The organism is Shewanella sp. SACH, assembly GCF_001887095.2.
GTDB classification, from domain to species: Bacteria; Pseudomonadota; Gammaproteobacteria; order Enterobacterales; family Shewanellaceae; genus Shewanella; species Shewanella baltica.
The window spans coordinates 138,379-157,809 of the sequence record NZ_MPDG02000006.1; the positions used below are offsets into that span (position 1 = coordinate 138,379).

Sequence of the window (19,431 nt, forward strand, 5' to 3'; positions counted from 1 at the left end):
AAGCTCCTATAGCCAAATATTTGATTCTATTTGAATCATCAATAATTCTTTTGTCTTTTCTATAGTCTTTTCAACATCAACTTTATTACTAGGTGATTTATTGCTGTCTAAATCTGTACATTTTAAGGAGAAACCCACTAAGTGCAGATTACTAATGCTAGACCGTGGATTAACATATCCAAAAAGAACATTTTTATTATCCGGCCCATATATAGTAAAGTTATTTCCATCATAATGCCCTATAAAATATATAGATTGCGTTGCTGTCACGGGTAAACTTTGAATGTTATTTGTTTGTTTGAAAAAATATCCCTGCTGCCCAATCTCAGGACGTCGAATGTCTTCTAACTCGGTGTCGGTCCTAATCAAGATGGGGTCATGTTCTGTTCCACTTCCTCTGTAACCATTAATTACATTTATACTACTGGGTGGTGTCAGTAAATCATCGGCTTTAGAATGCTCAGGTTCGCTATCTTCACTATCAATTTTTACTCTCTGACTGTACCTCAATAATGTACTACGAATTATCTCTCGTATTTTTTCAGCATTATCCGGATGATTCCATAAACAATCTTTAAGAAGTAATACATCAGAAAGGTCTACTTCACTTCGGTCATTGGTTGCGGCAGATACTCGGAGTAGCTTGATAACTTTGGTAAAACGACGATCTGACAGTACTTCACGGCGGTCTTCTTTAAAAGTGTCTTTATGTTTTTCCCAGATTTCTAATATGGCCTTTCTAATTTCAGCAGAAATAGTGATGTTTTTAATGGTGTCATCCAGCCAATTTAAATCTTCTTGGGTAAGCGGGTCTTTAATTTCTACTTCTTCAATTAAATCAAACAAGTGAAGTAACTTATTAGCACTAATATAATCAACAAAGCTTCTGATTAAAAATCTATCGTAGAGAGCACTAAGCTCTTCTTGCCCTGTAGGTAGTTCATTTGATGCAGCGATTAATGCTCTCAACGGGACTTTTACTGCTTCAGTACCATTATGATAAATACGCTCATTCATGATGGTGAGGAGTGCATTTAGAATGGATGAGCTGGCTTTAAACACTTCGTCCAGAAAGGCTATTTTCACCGAAGGTAAATACCCATCGGTATTACGCTTAAATCGGTCAGCTTTTAATTCGCTTATTGAAAGAGGGCCAAATATTTCTTCAGGTGTAGAAAACTTAGTTAACAGATATTCAAAGTAGGTACTATCTGCTAGATTATTTTCATTAAAAGTTTTAGATATACGCCTAGCTACAAGGCTTTTTGCGGTGCCAGGAGGGCCAATCAACAAGATGTTTTCGCCAGCTAAGATGGAAAGTAAAGCTGATTTCATTGTCGCTTCACGGTCAACTAACCCATGATTAAGTTGCTCTAAAAGTAATGCTAATTTGGCTTTTATCTTTGTCATATCAACGACGTCCATGTAATGAAAATAAAAAAGGGGATTTAACTCTTTGTATTGAACGATGCTAACACGGGCAACAAATATCGACCAGTGGTCAATCTTATTTAATGCCTTTCTAAACAACAATTTACAGGTTTTACGTGTTGAAGGTCTTGATCACTCAGTTCACTACTTTTTAGTTGAATGTGAAAAGCGGCTTGGCTGTAGCCTTTTACAGGACAGCTTCATTCGCTTGAATATTAGAATCTTATCTTTTTGATCTCTATATACATCTTCGTTAACAATCCACGTGATTGTTCATTTTTGGCAAGGTATGATGGCTGTCTAAAGAAGAATTGCAGTAGCGCTACGAGGGAATGATGGCATTAGACACACAAGGCCAGAGTACTGAAAAGGACTCTGCTAACTTTAGTTTTCTCAAACCATACGACCCTATTTTTATCGATTTGGCCAGCAGTGCTGAACGTGCGTTTACCAGCGATCCCAACACCACCTTAATTAAGCTGCGCCAGTTAGGTGAAGCGATGGCGCAAGATATTGCGGCTCGGTGCGGCATAGAGTTTGATGACAAAACGACTCAAGCAGATTTACTCTTCAAAATTAATCGTGAGTTAACCTTAGAGCCTGTGGTCCGCCAGTTATTTCATGCCTTAAGGATTGAAGGCAATAAAGCAACTCACCAATTTCGAACCCAACATAAAGAAGCATTAGAAGGCTTAAAGCTAGCTCGTAGCCTAGCGATTTGGTTCCATCATACATTTGGCGATCAAAAGACCGCATTTAAAGCTGGCCCGTTTGTCCCACCTGAAGATCCCAGTAAGCAACTGCAAGAGTTACAAACTCAAATTGAATTATTGCGTAGCGAACTTAACGATAACCACCAGCAATTAGCAGATAATCTGCAATTAACAACATTACTGGCCCGTGAGAAAGAAGAGTACGCGGTATTAGCTGAGCAAATGGATGCAGAGGCGCGAGCGTTGTCAAAGTTGGCCGCGCAGCATGAGCAAGCTCTCGTAGAGCAAAAGCATCAATTCGAATTACGCATTAAAGCGCTACAAGCTGAATTAGTACTGCTTGCTCAAGTCGATAACCAAGCGGCGACAAAAAACAAGAAACAACTTAGTCAGCAAGCGAGTAAAGCGGGTAATCACATTGAGTTAAGCGAAGAGTTAACTCGAGTGCTGATTGATCAGCAACTAAATGAGGCCAAGTGGATAGCGGATACCCAAAGGTTGGATTACCGCAAAGGCGCTCGGCCTGAAAAAGGTAAAAACCTCGCGATTGCAGAGTGGCCAACATGGCATAAAGGCCAGCAAGGCCGCGCTGATTATGTCCTATTTTGCGGCTTAGTCCCCGTTGCTGTGGTGGAAGCAAAAAAAGAAAACACCAACGTTGCCGGTAAAATTTCCCAAGCCGAGCGTTACTCCAAAGGCTATAAACTGATAGCGCCTCAACAAGGTGCATGGGAAATTGAGGGACGCACCGTTGCATGGGCCGATGACGCAGACGGCCATTACCATATACCCTTTGTCTACTCCTGTAATGGCCGCGAGTTTAGTAAGCAACTGGCGGAGTTATCAGGCACTTGGTTTCGCGATACCCGTAAACCCAGTAACACCAAGCGGGCGCTACAACAGTTTCATTCGCCTGATGGCCTGCTTGATAAATTAAAGCGCAGCCGCGAAGCCGCCGAGCAAAAACTTCAACAGGAAGGCTTTGATTACCTCGGCCTGCGCGATTACCAGCAAAAAGCTATCGCAGCTGTAGAGTCGGCTTTAGCGCAAGATAACACTCAGTGTCTGCTGGCAATGGCCACAGGTACAGGCAAAACCCGCACTATTATTGGTTTGATGTATCGATTTTTAAAGGCTGAGCGTTTTAGGCGTATCTTGTTCCTCGTTGATAGAACCGCCTTGGGTGAGCAAGCGTGCGACTCCTTTGACGAAGCCAAGCTTGAGCAAAACAAAGTGCTGTCGTCTATCTACAATATTGCCGAGCTTGGTGATATGAAAAGTGAAGCCGAAACTCGCATTCAAGTCGCGACAGTACAGGCCATGGTTAAACGGATTTTTATGTCGGATAACCCGCCCCCGCTAGACGAGTTTGACTGCATTATTGTCGATGAAGCGCACAGAGGTTATGCCTTAGATCAGCAAATGACCGAAGGTGAACTTGCCACTCGCGATGCCAGCCAATATCTGTCCAGTTACCGTCGGGTGCTCGATTACTTTGATGCGGTGCGTATCGGCTTAACCGCAACGCCTGCCAAGCACACAAGTGAGATTTTTGGTAAGCCCGTATACACCTACAGCTATCGCGAAGCGGTTGCCGACGATTGGCTCATCGACCATGAGCCACCGATCCGCTATGAAACTCTGTTAAACAAACACGGCATTAAGTTTGAAAAAGGCGAAACCGTCACCTCCATCAACACCCAAACCGGTGAAATTGAAACGGCCGATTTAGAAGACGAATTAAAGTTCGATGTTGAATCCTTTAATAAAAGGGTGATAACTGAGTCGTTTAATGAGGTCATCTGCCAAGAATTAATCAAAGAGTTAGACCCTTTTGGCGATGAGAAAACCATGATTTTTTGTGCAACCGATATGCATGCAGACATGGTAAAACGCTTATTAGATAAAGCCTTTCTTGATATGTATGGCGATGACTACAATCAAGCGGCTGTGGCTAAAATCACCGGTCAAAGTGATAAAGTCAGCCAGTTGATACGCCAATATAAAAACGAGCGTTACCCTAATATCGCCATTACTGTTGACCTATTATCAACCGGTATCGATGTGCCTAAGATTTGTCATTTAGTGTTTTTACGTCGAGTCAAATCACGCATTCTGTACGAACAAATGATGGGGCGTGCCACTCGCCGCTGTGACGACATAGGTAAAACGGCTTTTAAGATTTACGATCCGGTTGATATTTACAGCGCGCTTGAAGCCGTTAACACTATGAAGCCGATAGTTAAAGATCCCAACATCACCCTTGAGCAGCTGGTGGACGAGTTAAGTGACGATTCTTTTTTAGAACGCGCACTTAATACCCCAGGTGAACAAGTCGGTTCTGGTGCAGATGCAGATAGTCACACCAATAGCCATGCCCACGACGTGCTTAATCAACTTGGGCAGAAAGTGATGCGGGTGATGCGAAAAGCGACCAAAAAAGCCGAAAATAAGCCAGAGCTTAAAGCCAAGCTCGAGCAACTTGAAGAGTTATGGGGCGTAGCACCAGAGAAACTCCACCAGCATCTACATCAAATTGGCCCCAGAGATGCGGCACAATTTTTTAAGCAGCACCAAAGTTTGATTAATCAGTTAGCCGAAGTCCGTTATCTGGTGGGTAGCGACAATATGCCGATCATCTATGAAGGGCGTGATGAGTTCATAGAGCGTCAGCAAAATTATGGTATACACGAAAAGCCCGCTGATTATCTTGAAAGCTTCAGTCACTTCATTAAGCAAAACATTAACCAATCAGCAGCCTTGTCCGTGGTGGTAAATCGACCTAAAGATCTCACCCGAGCTCAGCTAAAAGAGGTCAAATTACTGCTTGATGAGGCAGGCTATAGCGAAGCCCACCTGCAAAGTGCGTGGCGTAAAAACACCAACCAAAATATCGCCGCCAGTATTATCGGTTATATTCGCCAAGCCGCATTGGATGAGGCCTTAGTCCCCTTTGCCCAGCGGGTGAATAACGCCATGCAACGCATTTACAGCGAACATGATTGGAACCCAAACCAACGTAAGTGGCTAGACCGCCTAGCAAAACAATTGGTGCATGAGGCTGTGATTGATAAAGCCTTTGTGAATAATCGTTTTGCCAGTGACGGTGGTGCCAAACGCTTTAACAGTGTACTCAATGACCAACTCGATACCATTTTAGACGAGCTCAATGCCTACCTGTGGCAAGTGGGTTAGTGGGCAAGTAGGCTATCGAGCAGTGTTAAGACTGTTGTCGTCTGCACGTGTATAGATAGTCGTATTATCTATACACGTGCACTGAATTTGTATAGATATTGGTACTTTCTATACATGTCACTGAACACAAAACGGCAGCCCTAACGCTCCCTTGATGTTGATACTATCGACATGAGTCCCAAAAACAATCCAAACATGTCGATTAAACTAAGTTTTGTAAACATGTTTTCTTTACATGTCGATTGAATCGACATAAGCTCACCACAATCTCTATTTATGTCGATAAAAGAAGGTTTTTTAAACATGGAATGGCAAGCTGAACAAGCATACAACCATTTACCGCCACTACCGCTAGACAGCGCACTCGCGGAGTTGGCCGAAACCTTACCCATACTCAAAGCCTGTATTCCTGCCCGAGCAGCCCTTGCAGAGCTAAAGCAAGCGGGTGAGCTACTGCCCAATCAAGGCTTGTTGATTAATTTATTGCCCCTGCTCGAAGCCCAAGGCAGTAGCGAGATTGAAAATATCGTCACCACCACCGACAAGCTGTTTCAATATGCTCAAGAAGACAGTCAAGCCGACCCTATGACCAAAGAGGCGTTGCGTTATCGCACTGCGCTTTATCAAGGCTTTACTCAGCTAACCAATCGCCCCCTGTGTGTCACTACCGCATTAGAAATTTGCAGCACTATTAAGTCCGTGCAGATGGACGTGCGTAAAGTGCCTGGTACTAGCTTAACGAATCAGGCAACAGGTGAGGTTATTTATACGCCACCCGCAGGCGAGAGTGTCATTCGTGACTTACTCAGTAACTGGGAAGCCTTTTTGCATAATCAAGATGATGTTGATCCACTGATCAAAATGGCTATGGCCCACTACCAGTTTGAAGCTATCCATCCTTTTATCGATGGTAATGGCCGTACAGGCCGTGTGCTCAATATTCTCTACCTTATCGACCAACAACTGCTTAGCGCACCTATCTTGTATCTGAGCCGCTATATCGTCGCGAATAAGCAAGACTATTACCGTTTATTGCTTAACGTGACGACTCAGCAAGAGTGGCAGCCGTGGATCATCTTTATCCTTAACGCTGTCGAGCAAACGGCTAAATGGACCACCCATAAAATTGCCGCAGCGCGCGAACTCATCGTCCATACCACAGAATATGTACGTCAGCAGCTACCCAAAATTTACAGCCATGAGTTGGTACAAGTTATTTTTGAGCAACCTTATTGCCGTATTCAAAACCTTGTCGAAAGTGGCTTAGCCAAACGTCAAACCGCTTCCGTTTACTTAAAGCAGCTATGCGACATCGGCGTGCTTGAAGAGGTGCAATCGGGTAAAGAGAAGCTGTTTGTCCACCCTAAATTTGTCACCCTGATGACCAAAGACAGTAACCAGTTCAGCCGTTATGAGCTTTGAACAGGGTCATTAAAACAGAGTCATTAAACGATAGGCCATGACAGCCAATAAGCCTGGACCTATCTATAAACCAAATACATAAGCCTAATGCATCAATCATTAGCCAAATTACAAAATTGAGAATCCAATGAGCATAACGAGCAGCAACAGCGAAATCGTCCAAAAACTGTGGAACCTGTGTGATGTACTGCGCGACGACGGCATTAACTATTCCGATTACGTTACCGAACTCGTGTTATTACTGTTTATCAAAATGGTGCATGAAAATACCGAGGCAGGGTTACTCAATAAACACACCTTGCCAACCGGCTGCCGTTGGACCGACTTAAACGATAAAGATGGCCTCAACCTGCTCGATGATTACAAACGCATTTTACTCACCCTATCGACGGGCAAAGACAGCGAAGGCAATACCCTACACGCCGATCCGCTGATTTTAGCCATTTATGCTGATGCCCAAACCCGCCTGCGTGAGCCACGGCATTTAAAGCAGCTGATAAAATCACTGGATTCGATTGACTGGTTCAGCGCCCAAAAAGACGGTTTAGGTGACTTATACGAAGGCTTGTTAGAAAAAAACGCCAACGAGACCAAATCCGGCGCAGGCCAATACTTTACTCCCCGTGCGTTAATCGACTCTATGGTGCGGGTCATTAATCCACAAGCGGGCGAAGTGATTCAAGATCCCGCCGCGGGTACTGCTGGCTTTTTAATTGCCGCCGACAGCTACATTAAAGCGCAAACCGATGATCTGTATGACTTAACCGACAAACAAAAAGAGTTTCAAAAAAACCACGCCTTTGTCGGTGTCGAGCTAGTGCCCTCCACCCGCCGTTTAGCGTTAATGAACTGTCTACTCCATGGTATGGAAGGTGACGACGAAGGCGTAGTGCATTTAGGCAACTCCTTAGGCCAAGTCGGTATGAGTTTACCCAAGGCCGATATTATCTTGGCTAACCCGCCTTTTGGCACCAGCAAGGGCGGCGATGCATCCATCACCCGTGACGACCTAACCTATCCCACCAGCAACAAACAGTTGGCGTTTTTACAGCACATCTACCGCAACCTAAAGCCTGGTGGCCGCGCCGCCGTGGTATTGCCAGATAACGTGTTATTTGAGGCGGGCGTCGGTACTGACGTGCGCCGCGACTTAATGCACAAGTGCAACCTGCACACTATTTTGCGTTTACCGACAGGCATCTTCTACGCTGCAGGCGTGAAAACCAACGTCTTGTTTTTCACTAAAGGCAGTGCCAAAGACAAGTTACAAGAGGAAAACTGCACCACTAATACTTGGGTGTATGACTTACGTACCAATATGCCTAATTTTGGTAAACGCACTCCCTTTGGTGAGCAACACTTAACCCCGTTTGAAGTTGTGTGTAATGTCCCACTTACTGAACGCAAAGAGGGAGAGTGGAGCTTTAATGCCGAAGAAGCGGAAGTTGATGATTCAGTTGTTAATCAAGGCATAGACATAAGCGAGAAAGCGCAGCAAAAAGTAGCCCAAAGCCGCTGGCGCGTATTCAGCCGTGAGTTTATTCGTGACACCAAAGGTGACTCACTGGATATCTCATGGCTAAAGGATGCTAACAGCGTCGATGCCGCCGACTTAGGCACCCCAGAAGAATTGGCATGCGAAGCCATGACAGAACTTAAAGGCGCATTGACTGATCTTGAGGCTTTGGTTGCTTCGTTAGCTGGTGGAGTAAAAGGATGAGCCAAGTGATTCCTGAAGGTTGGTTAGAACTGCCCATTGGCGAGATCGCGGATGTGGTCGCTGGTGGTACTCCAAAAGCCGGTAACCCTGATAACTTTGCAGAACCAGGTAGCAAAATTCCTTGGCTTACGCCTGCAGATTTAAGCAAATATAAAAGTAAATTTATTGCGCATGGTGCTAGAGATTTAAGCCAAGAAGGTTACGACTCAAGTTCAGCGAAATTAATGCCAAAAGGAGCGCTGTTATTTAGTAGCCGTGCACCAATTGGCTATGTTGTCATAGCTGAAAACCCAATCTGTACCAATCAAGGTTTTAAGAACTTTGTTTTTACTGAGCAAGTTGACTCAATTTATGCGTTTTACTACCTAAAAAGTATTCGTGACTTAGCTGAGAGCTTAGGTTCAGGAACGACATTTAAAGAGCTTTCAGGTGCTACCGCTAAGACGATACCATTTTGTTTAGCACCTCTAGCCGAACAAAAGGTCATTGCCGACAAGCTGGATGAATTGCTGGCGCAGGTGGAAAGCACCAAAGTCCGCCTAGATGCCATCCCCGCTATCTTAAAATCATTCCGCCAATCCGTCCTCGCCGCCGCCGTCAGCGGCAAATTGACAGAAGAGTGGCGTGGTACCTCTGACTATCAAAGTATAAATGAGTATTTTTCAGCTCCAAGATGCTGGGAGAAAAGCAAAATAGAATTTGTTGTTGAGTATGTAACAAGTGGATCTCGAGGCTGGGCAAAGTACTATTCCGACTCTGGCTCAATATTTATCCGCTCGCAGGATATTAATTCTGACGAATTAAAGATCGAAGACGCTGCATTTGTCTCTCTCCCTGATCAAGCTGAAGGAAGAAGAACCAAAGTTCAGAAGGAAGATTTGCTGATAACTATCACAGGGGCAAATGTTACTAAGTGTGCACGAATAAAGGATTCAATCGAAGAAGCCTACATAAGCCAACATGTGGCTCTTTTGAGGTTGAAAGACACTTCTAACTCAGTTTTTATCGAGCTGATGCTTAAAGCTCAAAACGTGGGAAGAAAACAACTCACAGAGATGGCGTATGGTGGTGGGAAGCCTGGATTAAACTTACAAAATATTAAAGATGTAGAGTTCGCTTTACCTAAATTAAAAGAGCAAACCGAAATCATCCGCCGTGTCGAAGAGCTATTAGCCTTCGCCGATAAAGTCGAGGCTCAGGTCAATGCCGCGCAATTACGGGTCAACAACCTCACTCAGTCGATACTCGCTAAAGCCTTCAGAGGTGAACTCACCGCCGACTGGCGCGCTGCGAACCCTGAACTGATATCCGGTGACAATAGTGCTAGCGCCCTGCTTAAGCGAATCAAAGATGAACGTGAAGCCCTTGATAAAGCTATCAAAGGTGCTAAGAAAAAGTTTGTGAAAAAAGTTAGTACCAAGAAGGTGACAACTAAGAAAGCTCAAGATACCACTATCAATAAAAATCTGAGCCCTGTGGAATCTGTTATTGCTGATGGTATTGCAAATAAACCACAGGAAATTTTTGATAAGCTGACCCCTAGCCTATCTATGGCTGAAGTTTTTAATGAAATAAGTAAATTGCTTAATGATAATAAGATTGAAGAAAAAATAGTTGATGGAATAACAGGATTTTTCATTAAATAATGAAACTACAATATTTAAAAATTAATTCAGAGTTTAAAAACCTGAATGGTGTAGAGATACGGTTTTCTGATAATGAAAATCGTACCGTTATCATAGGCCAAAATGGCACTGGGAAATCAAATGTCATTGAGGCGATAGTACACATTTTTAAGCATTTAGATTTAGGAAATTCACCACCATTTTCTTATGAGATGAAGTATAAAATTGGTGATGCTAGTTTAGAAACTTGGCTGGATATCAATGCAGATTTATCGAAAGAAATTGTTTATGAAATCAAGACTCAAGAGCATTCAAATGAAGCTACCTCAGAGTGGCTTCATATTGATATTAGCAAGGTCAAACGAGATAAAGATGGATTATCACATTACCTTCCTCGAAATATCTTTGCTTATTATTCAGGACCAAGTGATCGGTTAGAGTCACTATTTTTTGACTCACGAAGAAACTTTTATCTTCAAGTTATCAAAGAGGGAGCTAATATTCGAGACAATATTAGACCTTTCTTTTATGCCAAACCCTTCCATAGTCAATTTTCATTATTATCATTTTTTGTAGCACGCGGTGTACCACATGCAACAAAATTTTTGAAACAAGAGCTATCTATCGCTAACTTTGAATCAGCCACATTTTACTTAACAAAGCCAGTTAGTTGGGGGAGCAATGATGCAAATGATTTCTGGGGGGCCACAGGTGCAATACGAGATTTTCTAGAATTATTGAAGAAATACTCTATCGGGCCTATTGAGACACAAGAACCTCAATCAGATTTGCTATCTAAAAGGGTTAAGAAAAAGCAAGTGGTGAGTTTTTTCTTACCGAATAAAACCAAACTAGACGAGTTATCTAAAAACATGCGCCCCGAGGATCTGTTCAAAATCCTCGAAGCGACTTATCTCTCTGAAATTTTGGAGAGAGTAGAGATACAAGTGAAACAAACTAAATCTAACCAAAATGTAGCTTTTAGCGAGCTAAGCGAAGGCGAACAGCAGCTACTCACTATTTTTGGGTTACTTCAGTTTACGGCAAAACGAGATGCGCTATTTTTACTGGATGAACCTGACACTCACTTGAATCCTTATTGGGCTGCAAAATACCATAGATTTTTAGAGTTGTTTGTCCCAGAAGGGTTTGGTAGCCATATTATCATGACGACTCACCATCCTCTCTCTATTGCAGAGTTGAATAGGGAGCAAATACAAGTCGTATCAAGAAATGATACAAGTCAGAAGATTTCAGTCAAAACACCAACCAAAAGCCCTAAAGGCATGAGTGTAAACGGCATTTTAACCAGTGATATGTTCGGTCTTTTGACCACATTGGATAATGGTACTCAGGACTTAATTAGAGAGCGAAGGTGCTTGGTCGCAGAAGGCTCCAATCTTGAACGATTAGAAGAGCTGAATACTCAACTTGAACAACTTGGGTATGGCTATATTCATCCTGATGAAGATTATCGCCAGTTTTTGATTGCTCGAAGTAAATATCTTGAATACGGTAAAGAAGTTGCCTCGGTTGAAGCTAGAAAACAGATGATTAAGAATATTCTCAAAGACATGAGGATCTCTCCGAATGAGACATATTGATAAGTCTAAATTCGTAAATTGCAAGACTAAAACTTGGGATAAAAAGTCTAAGCAATGGTCTGATAGGGTCAAAGATGCAGCGGACCCAGGTGCAGAAATAAAGGCTATTGGTAATAAATGGAGCTCATTGAAGCGAGCTTTTGTAAGTGAGTTCGGGGCAAAGTGCTGGTATTCGGAATCACCTCAGATAGGTACTGATTTTGACGTTGATCACTATTGGCCAAAAGGTAGGGTTAAAGATGCTGATGGCGCTATTATAAAACAAGGTGATCAACAACACCCAGGATATTGGTGGAAAGCTTACGACATAAGTAATTATCGCTATTCATGTATCTTTGCAAACCGAGCAAGAGATGAAGGAGGCAAAGTTGATTACTTCCCAATCAATGATGAATCAATGCGTTGCTGGGATATCGATGCACCCTGTGACTATGTTCATCACTTAATTCTTGACCCATGCTGTTTAGATGATGTGAAGCTTTTATCCTTTGAGGTTGAAACGGGTCAAACTTCATCGGCTGTAACCTATGAAGAAAACCCTATTGGTTTTGAAAAGGTTAGACTCTCTAAGACCTTATTGAACCTAGATCATGAAACAATCACACCTCACCGATTACGAGCCATTAAAGCTGCACAATCCGCTATAAGATATCTAAAGTTAACATCCAGTCTTAATGATGACGATTTAGATGATGATGACCGTAGTGGGATAACTGAAGCGAAAGATAAATTAAAAGAACTCTGTAACCGTAAAAGCTCTTTTAGTGCAGCAGCAGTTCAACACATTTTGCCAAATAAAAATGCACCATATTTAGCAGATGTAATCGGTGAGTTAGACCTTACGCCATAGAGATACTGCTAACCGCAAGACGATCTTAATGCTTGGCGACGTCAAGGTGCAGGTAAGAAACCCAAGCTGGCCTTAGAAATATTAACACAAAACGGCTCAGTAAACGTGGCTGTTCATGCTTTAGTAAATTAGCAGTGGTGTGAGCTAGGTACGAGACAAATTGAACGTGACTGGGCAAGCTTACTTTTTGAAGCACCAATATTTATTCCATGTCAGCAATGCGGTGATACCTTCTACCGCCATAGTCTAGCCTACGAGCAAGAATGTATGGAATGCATCAATAGGCCTGGTTAGTTCGATAAAGCTAACTGACGTACAAGATAATATCTCACCCTATCGAGTGTTTGTGTGTGTTCTGAGATACGAGTTTTTGTAGTTGATTCAATAAATTAAGGAAATTAATAATGACTATGCCAGCGAATGAAATTGAAGTAATTTGTCCCAACTGCGGCATAAAATACGACGACTGGACTCGTGGCGCGATTAATATGGACTTGGATAACTTTGATGATGCCTACTTAGACAAATGCAGCAGCTCCGTTTGCCCCCAATGCAAACATAAGGTTCATCATAATGTGCTGATTGTCAAAGAGGGTGTTTGGCGCCTTTCATGAGACGCTAGCCGCTGCTAAGCCTAAATAAGTTCACTAAACGATGTAATTTATATCAAGTAGTACCTTTTACAAATTTTTGCACCATCAAGGATGAAAATGAAATCAATGTTAAACACGCTCGACATACTTCTGGGGCACCTTGTCGCAGGGATTATGACCTTTTTGCTGTACCTTAGCTTTGGCTGTATTGCCGCACTTTCTCTAATTGCTATTCCAGCTGCTTTTTTTGAATATGGCTTTGGTATCGATGAGTTAGATTTGACCGAGATGAGTTCGGTTGTTCTTTTTGGGCTTGTCACCTGGCGCTTTTTTAGCAGAGGCAGATCGCAACAATGGAGTAAATGGCAATTAATTCGCCGTTTTATTTTTGTGGTTGCTATTACCTCTTTGATTGTGACTTTTATTCTATTTTTTATATTGGTCGCTGCCATTATTATAAATGGTACCGTTGAGCTAAGTAGTCTGTATACATTCGATAAATTTACAACCTTATTATCAAACTTGATAATAATTGCTGCCATCTATGCAGCAGCTCCTCTGGCTCTCTTTTACAACTCAGCCCACGATAAAAATTCAACTGTCACGCCTTCTACTGAAAAATTAACACCCGAGGATGAGACTGGACCCGCCGATTCCCAATCAATGGGTAAAGAAAAGTTTGAAGAGAACCTGAAAAATTACAGAGCACCAGAGAACCCTTGGGAAAAAGCATAATGAAAGTAGTTAAATATATAGTGTTTAGCGTCTTAGTATTTAGCTGCTCACTGCAAGCTAAAGAGTCTCCTTTTGAATCTGATGACGCTGAGTTTTTGCAGCACTCTTGCCGAGATGTGGTAGAGATATTTGACGGTAAAGACAAGACTGGCAAGTATGCTGCCCTACATACTTCTATGGCCGAAGCTATGCGTGCCGGTTACTGTATAGGCGTGCTGCAGCAGTATAATAAGCAACCGCACAGTTGTTATTCTTCTCGATACCGAAGCAGTAATTGGTTTGAAATGGCAAAGGCGATTGCAAGCTTTTCAATTGGGCAAGAAGAGTTTCCGCGAATACAGGTTAGTACACTGTTAGAAAAGGCATATTGCAATGGCTAGTCGACTTACCATACCAGAGGCGATGCGACAGTTATTTGGTATCGATGTCGCAAGTCAAAGCCAGCTACTAAAAACCAAAGCTGATTCACTTGTCCGCAATAAGCTCATAAAAATTGAAACTGAACAGAAAGTGCAACGGCGGTCCAAATATCTAGCTCCTGGTCAAATGACTGTACTGTTTAATGCGTTGTTGCTCAATGCGGTGTTTCATGACCCTAAGGACGTGAAACGAATTTTTGAGAATAAAGCTTATCGGCAGGAATGCGCTAAAGCGGTGAGGGCTTTGTTTGGCAGTAATAATTCTTTGATGGGGATTGCTTTAAACAATGGGTTCGCCGTCGCGTTTGCCGATGCTTTGGCTGGCGATTTCGATTTATATCAGGACAAGTTACCCAATCCGTTTGCCGTGCTACCTCAGTTGGCATTGGGAAAGAACCAAAGCTTATTACATGCCTTGCTTGCTCAGGCTGCTGCTATGGGTCCTGCCGACAATTTACTGCTGGCTTACTTACAAGGTGATCTCGATAAAGCTGAACAAATGGCATCCCTGATCGATACAGATAATGACGCGGTAAACCACTTAAAGCGGCATGTTGAAAAGGTATGTCTAGAAGCGGTCGAATTTGAAGATTTGTTGACGCATTTCAGAAATATGTAATTTATTCATTTGAAGGCTTGTTAGTGCATTGCACTAGGTGATTCTGCGTTTGTCCTCAACAAACGGAGTTAACCATGACAAGTATGAATGAAATGGTCATCAATTTTCGTATAACCGAAACCTGCAATGATCGCTGCAAATACTGCCCTGCCACTAGGGAAAGCAAAGATCCGCAAGCGGAATTACACCACGCATCAGGGGATATTCAATCCCTGATGCTAAAATCCTCAGACTATTTTTTTTCTAAAAATCCCACTCGTGAGGTTTTAGGTTACCAGACGGTCAAGATCAATTTTACGGGTAGATCACCTGCGATGGCTGGCGGGCGCTGAACAATGAAAAAATACAGTAAAGATAAAAATATTAATGCTTTAGTGCATCAATTACTGCAGCGTGATGAGTGGGACATTCGTAGGGGGCGTCATCCTGTTTTGACGGCCCCTACTGGCAAAAGACTCACAGTCCCCAGCACACCGAGCGATCATAGGGCATTTTTGAATTTCAAACTTGATGTTCGCCGATTGCAGGGGCTTTGACTTTAGGTGTTAGGGCCCCTTGCAATCGATAAATCATTAATTTTAGGAGAATAAACATGTCAAATAGCAACAATAATAGTAATCACAAGGCTAACCAAGCTAACTCGAATAAGGGCACCTCTGGTACTAACCCTGCTTACCAGAAATCGCAGGATAACCGTAGCAATCAGTTGAACCCTAATAACCCCATCCATAATGGTAAAAAATAAGGAGCTGGTTATGCCTGATACATCTGAAATGTCACAAGATGAGTTAGATACTTGGTCAGATATTAATAACCCCAACAATGACGCCGATATGGATGATTGGGCGGATGCCCATAACCCCAACAATGATGCTTACTTGGCCGATGATGAATAAGTAAGTATTTAATTAATCTTAAGTTATGTTTATCAAAGGTGTGGCATTGCTACACCTTTTTATCACTACTTACAAGATATTGGAAACAGTGATCCCAGTGCTTTGCAGAAAACCCTGAATAGGGGCTGTAAAGTATCCATGCCTTATATAAAGCTTTAGTAAATATAAGATGTTCTAGCTTATTTCGCGGGTTTACGCGAGTAAGTTGAGTGTTCAGTATCCTCACGCTAATTTACTCAACTAAACATTACCTCCATTATCTGAAAAAGAAACTTGAATAAAGCTGTTGGTTCAAATTAAGTCAGGCACCGCAAAAGTGGGTGCCAACTTGTTCTAGATTGAGCGACTAGATTATATCTGATGGGCAGCTTTGGATTTCTTTAGCTGCCTTTTTAGTGCTTTGTGTATAGGGTCAACAGGTATGCGGCCAACGTAACAGAATCCCTTTTTTCGTTCGGCTTTGGCAAATATTCGCATCTCATTTTTTAATTCCGCAATAGAGCCATGTGAACTGTTGAAGTATGGTGTTGGATACACTGCTGAGTAGATGTGGAATTTAAGATGCTCAGCCGCCGTATCCTTATAATAATGATCCAGCGCGGACTGGATAATGAGCAGCGCCTCAGAACCATCAAATTCAGCAATGTAATATTTTGTGGTTTCTAATTCAAATCTGTATTGACTGACTATCTCTGTGATCTCATCTAGTCCACGAGCCTGGAGTTTAGTTAGCTCAATTAAACGTAGGTAAGCACTTAAGGCGTTTGCTATATATGCCTGTTTTATTTCAAGATTGAACCGTTTATTAAAATGCCACATGAAGGGATTAAGTAATGCGTTAACTCGTACCGCCAACTTTCCTTCCTTAGTTTTTGCACCTGTAGAGCGCCCACCATGCAATTTGCAGCGCCCATTAGTTTTGTTGCCATAACGCTGGCATGGGTTGCCACTTCGGGTCTTTGCTCCGCAGCGGGGAAGCGTTTCTAAATTAAATCTACTCATTAATATTTTTCTCTTTGGATCAACAAAAGTGGATCTACAACTGTTGGATCTGCTTCGGTTCATGGGCTTTGTTTTGCATTTCAAACAAATACGCGCTGGGATAACATCGTCAAATACCTCTGACAGCAGTGAGCTATTGGTTTTTGTGCGTTTTAGTTTGTTTTAAGCAAATCTGCTGGTGGATCATCTTCCGTAAATGGATCATGAACTTTTATCGGTTCATAGGGTGCTGAAGCTGTGATCCACTCAAAAGCTGATCCACTATGTGATGTAAACTTGATGTTCTCGAGCTAATGGATTCTTTGAGTTGCTGGGCATGGCTTAGCTCGTTAAACCAAGCAAATGTTGTCCACCTTCTGTTATTGATAGTATTTACTGCGTTATCAGTGTTTTCTCGTTTCTTCTTTCGCTGATTCATTTCAAAAGTGATCAAAGGATTAACCAAGAGAATGTCTTTGGTGTCATCAAATGACACTGATGGCTGGAGCTTATTGCTGAGAAACGTGCGCGCTTTGATATTGAGCTCCTTTGTAAATGCTTTCGCAAAGTAACTAAGGCGGTAAATGGCATTCTTGAGTGATGGCTTATTTCCTCGGCGCATAATGTTGAAAGGGCTATCAACTAATGAAGCCGTTCCACCAGCACGCTCCCATTGTGATTTAAGCTGATTTAACAGCTTGTGTGGATAATGGATCTTGTGTCCGCTAAGCATGAGTGCAACATGATAGTGTTGCGTTTCTGAATGATGTCGCTCTCTTGCACAAAGGTATTGCACTTTGCATTTGTATTGCTTTGATAGCTTTTCGACCTGCAGATCAAGGAACTGAGAAATTTGATTATTATCAGCAGAAAACTGGTGTGGATGTAGATCAATTCTGACAACCATCACTTTGCTGTAGTGACTTAGCATCGTTTCACAACTTGAGATGATTTTGTTCACCAGCTGTGGCTTAAGCCCTTGAGATTTAGGTTTATAGACATGGTACGCATGATTCTTATACGCCATTAATGTTGAATTATGCTTACTGATACAGAACATAGCTTTGCCTTCTATTTTTGACATCCCAATAATAGGCGACCATATATTATTTAATATCCGCCGTTGTATCGGGTTTGATCTATGGTGTTTCTTGCAGCCCTAAGGGGTTTTAAGGCTTTTTAGTCGGTTTTGATTAGCGTGAATAGTGGGTCAAACTGTGTCATCTCGTTTGGTAAAAAAAGCAGGCTAAGCCTGCTTTAATCCCGTAGGTAGACAACATGCTTACTTCAACAGCCATTCGCGCACATTTTTGAACAGCCAACATGAGCGACCATTCTCAATCAATGACGGTTTGGGAAACCTCCCTGATTTAATTCTTCGTCCTAAAGTTGACCGACTGATGCCGAGTAGCCGCTGGATTTCAGGTTTTTTGACTATTCGATACTCATCAATGAATAGCGCTAAGTGATCGTCATTTGGGTTCTGCATTAGCACTTTCCACCGCCATTAACTGTTTGACGAGAAGCGACCCACTCAGTTAGCTCTGATAAAAGCCAGCCAACAGAAGTACTCTGTGGATAGAGCTGCCTGCGTTTAGGGAAAAGGCCTCTACGCTCAAGTGACCATGCAGTAGTACGTGAAATTGAGGTGATTGATTTGCGTTCCGCTTCACGAACGATGCGGTCTGTAGATGTTGAATTAAGTTTTTTCATAGTCACTCCAGTACATGACGGGTTGTACAAGTTACGGGAGTGACTTTAATTTTATGTGTGGTTACAAAATAGAAGTATGGGGGGGGGATAGGGTAATTAATTTTTGAGCAGTAGATACCCATACTCTTTCGCAAAAACATCTTCATTTATTTCACTGTAGCCCTTCATGCTTCGTCCTCGCTTTCGAGCTTCAATTGGCGCAAACATAGATATTTTATTATAAAAGTGAATAAATGCTTTACTTTCTAGTGATTTTGGATATGGCACTCTTTGATTAACGCAAAAATTGTCAATTGCTTTGATGAGTGTTTTTAATTTATAGGGCCTATTATTCTTTGATTGATAGAAGTGGGAAACAACATCTGAAGTAAATCTAAGCGCGATATCGAAATCATTTTCAAATTTATGGTATTCATTAAACGAAGCTTTAGCGTCTGCAAGTTTTGTGCGTGCGATATACTGGTAATCTTCAATGAACTGATTAAATTCACCTATTAACTTAAATAACAACATTAAGTTGTACATTAGAGCCACATTACAATCATTAAGGGCCTCTCTCATTGGTTTATCAATCCCATCTGATGATTTGTAAATATCATTCAGGGCTTTATGATATACAGCAAGGGTCTTAACCACACTATTTTGTCTGGTTAACTTATGGAGGAGGGTAAAGTCTACCTGTTCTTCTTCATAAGGATTTGGTGTAAAAAATTCAAATGGTGATGACTCAACTTGCTTTAATTTAACAACTTGCACATCAATTGCAAAAAGTTCAGAGTAGATAAAATCCATATCGACACTTTGTAAATATGTGTTTTTGTTGCTGGTTTCAATTTTGAACATTGAGGTAATGGGTATGTATGTATTCTCATTCATATTTTCTAAGTTCGTTAACAGCTGAAAATAAAGGTATGG

At 42.0% G+C, this 19,431-nt stretch carries 18 protein-coding genes; 13 read left to right on the forward strand and 5 right to left on the reverse strand.

Going from position 1 to position 19,431, the window contains the following annotated elements:
* Positions 1-6 precede the first annotated feature (6 nt).
* Positions 7-1,410, reverse strand: coding sequence for an AAA family ATPase (locus tag BM607_RS18730; protein ID WP_170927475.1), 1,404 nt, complete (start codon positions 1,408-1,410; stop codon positions 7-9).
* Positions 1,411-1,766: 356 nt separating this feature from the next.
* Here BM607_RS18730 and hsdR point away from each other — a divergent pair, with 356 nt between their 5' ends.
* The 13 genes from hsdR (at position 1,767) to BM607_RS21950 (ending at position 15,822) form a co-directional block, all read left to right on the forward strand.
* Complete coding sequence (hsdR, locus tag BM607_RS18735; RefSeq protein ID WP_071940420.1) at positions 1,767-5,339, forward strand: type I restriction-modification system endonuclease; 3,573 nt, start codon at positions 1,767-1,769, stop codon at positions 5,337-5,339.
* A 303-nt stretch (positions 5,340-5,642) separates the two neighbouring features.
* Positions 5,643-6,761, forward strand: coding sequence for a protein adenylyltransferase Fic (fic, locus tag BM607_RS18740; protein ID WP_071940419.1), 1,119 nt, complete (start codon positions 5,643-5,645; stop codon positions 6,759-6,761).
* 127 nt (positions 6,762-6,888) lie between these two features.
* Positions 6,889-8,481, forward strand: a complete 1,593-nt coding sequence (locus tag BM607_RS18745) for an N-6 DNA methylase (protein ID WP_071940418.1) — start codon at positions 6,889-6,891, stop codon at positions 8,479-8,481.
* Positions 8,478-10,127: a restriction endonuclease subunit S gene (locus tag BM607_RS18750; RefSeq protein ID WP_083548652.1), complete on the forward strand. Its 1,650-nt coding sequence runs from the start codon at positions 8,478-8,480 to the stop codon at positions 10,125-10,127. The genes BM607_RS18745 and BM607_RS18750 overlap by 4 nt, the downstream gene beginning before the upstream one ends.
* Complete coding sequence (locus BM607_RS18755) at positions 10,127-11,710, forward strand: ATP-binding protein (RefSeq protein WP_071940417.1); 1,584 nt, start codon at positions 10,127-10,129, stop codon at positions 11,708-11,710. The genes BM607_RS18750 and BM607_RS18755 overlap by 1 nt, the downstream gene beginning before the upstream one ends.
* Positions 11,697-12,560 (forward strand): hypothetical protein, encoded by an 864-nt coding sequence (locus BM607_RS18760; RefSeq protein WP_071940416.1) that lies wholly within the window; start codon positions 11,697-11,699, stop codon positions 12,558-12,560. The genes BM607_RS18755 and BM607_RS18760 overlap by 14 nt, the downstream gene beginning before the upstream one ends.
* 710 nt (positions 12,561-13,270) lie before the next feature.
* Positions 13,271-13,888, forward strand: coding sequence for a hypothetical protein (locus tag BM607_RS18770; protein WP_071940414.1), 618 nt, complete (start codon positions 13,271-13,273; stop codon positions 13,886-13,888).
* Complete coding sequence (locus tag BM607_RS18775) at positions 13,888-14,268, forward strand: hypothetical protein (protein ID WP_071940413.1); 381 nt, start codon at positions 13,888-13,890, stop codon at positions 14,266-14,268. The genes BM607_RS18770 and BM607_RS18775 overlap by 1 nt, the downstream gene beginning before the upstream one ends.
* Positions 14,261-14,926, forward strand: a complete 666-nt coding sequence (locus BM607_RS18780) for a hypothetical protein (protein ID WP_071940412.1) — start codon at positions 14,261-14,263, stop codon at positions 14,924-14,926. The genes BM607_RS18775 and BM607_RS18780 overlap by 8 nt, the downstream gene beginning before the upstream one ends.
* 74 nt (positions 14,927-15,000) lie before the next feature.
* Positions 15,001-15,258: a hypothetical protein gene (locus BM607_RS18785; protein ID WP_071940411.1), complete on the forward strand. Its 258-nt coding sequence runs from the start codon at positions 15,001-15,003 to the stop codon at positions 15,256-15,258.
* 3 nt (positions 15,259-15,261) lie between these two features.
* The gene (locus BM607_RS18790; protein WP_071940410.1) at positions 15,262-15,462 is read left to right on the forward strand and encodes a hypothetical protein; all 201 of its coding nucleotides are present in this window, start codon (positions 15,262-15,264) and stop codon (positions 15,460-15,462) included.
* Between the two features lie 56 nt (positions 15,463-15,518).
* Complete coding sequence (locus tag BM607_RS18795) at positions 15,519-15,671, forward strand: alpha-amylase (protein ID WP_071940409.1); 153 nt, start codon at positions 15,519-15,521, stop codon at positions 15,669-15,671.
* 10 nt (positions 15,672-15,681) lie between these two features.
* Positions 15,682-15,822 carry a hypothetical protein gene (locus BM607_RS21950; RefSeq protein ID WP_170927476.1) on the forward strand — a complete coding sequence of 47 codons (141 nt, stop codon included), beginning with the start codon at positions 15,682-15,684 and terminating at the stop codon, positions 15,820-15,822.
* 351 nt (positions 15,823-16,173) lie between these two features.
* On the opposite strand, the gene BM607_RS18800 is transcribed toward BM607_RS21950, so the two are convergent.
* From BM607_RS18800 to BM607_RS18820, 4 genes are all read right to left on the reverse strand, one after another.
* Complete coding sequence (locus tag BM607_RS18800; RefSeq protein WP_071940408.1) at positions 16,174-16,824, reverse strand: HGGxSTG domain-containing protein; 651 nt, start codon at positions 16,822-16,824, stop codon at positions 16,174-16,176.
* A 211-nt stretch (positions 16,825-17,035) separates the two neighbouring features.
* Positions 17,036-17,863, reverse strand: coding sequence for an inovirus-type Gp2 protein (locus BM607_RS18805; RefSeq protein WP_071940407.1), 828 nt, complete (start codon positions 17,861-17,863; stop codon positions 17,036-17,038).
* Between the two features lie 428 nt (positions 17,864-18,291).
* Positions 18,292-18,516 (reverse strand): AlpA family phage regulatory protein, encoded by a 225-nt coding sequence (locus BM607_RS18815; protein WP_071940405.1) that lies wholly within the window; start codon positions 18,514-18,516, stop codon positions 18,292-18,294.
* A gap of 96 nt (positions 18,517-18,612) precedes the next feature.
* Positions 18,613-19,392, reverse strand: coding sequence for a hypothetical protein (locus BM607_RS18820; RefSeq protein WP_140393435.1), 780 nt, complete (start codon positions 19,390-19,392; stop codon positions 18,613-18,615).
* Positions 19,393-19,431: the final 39 nt, after the last annotated feature.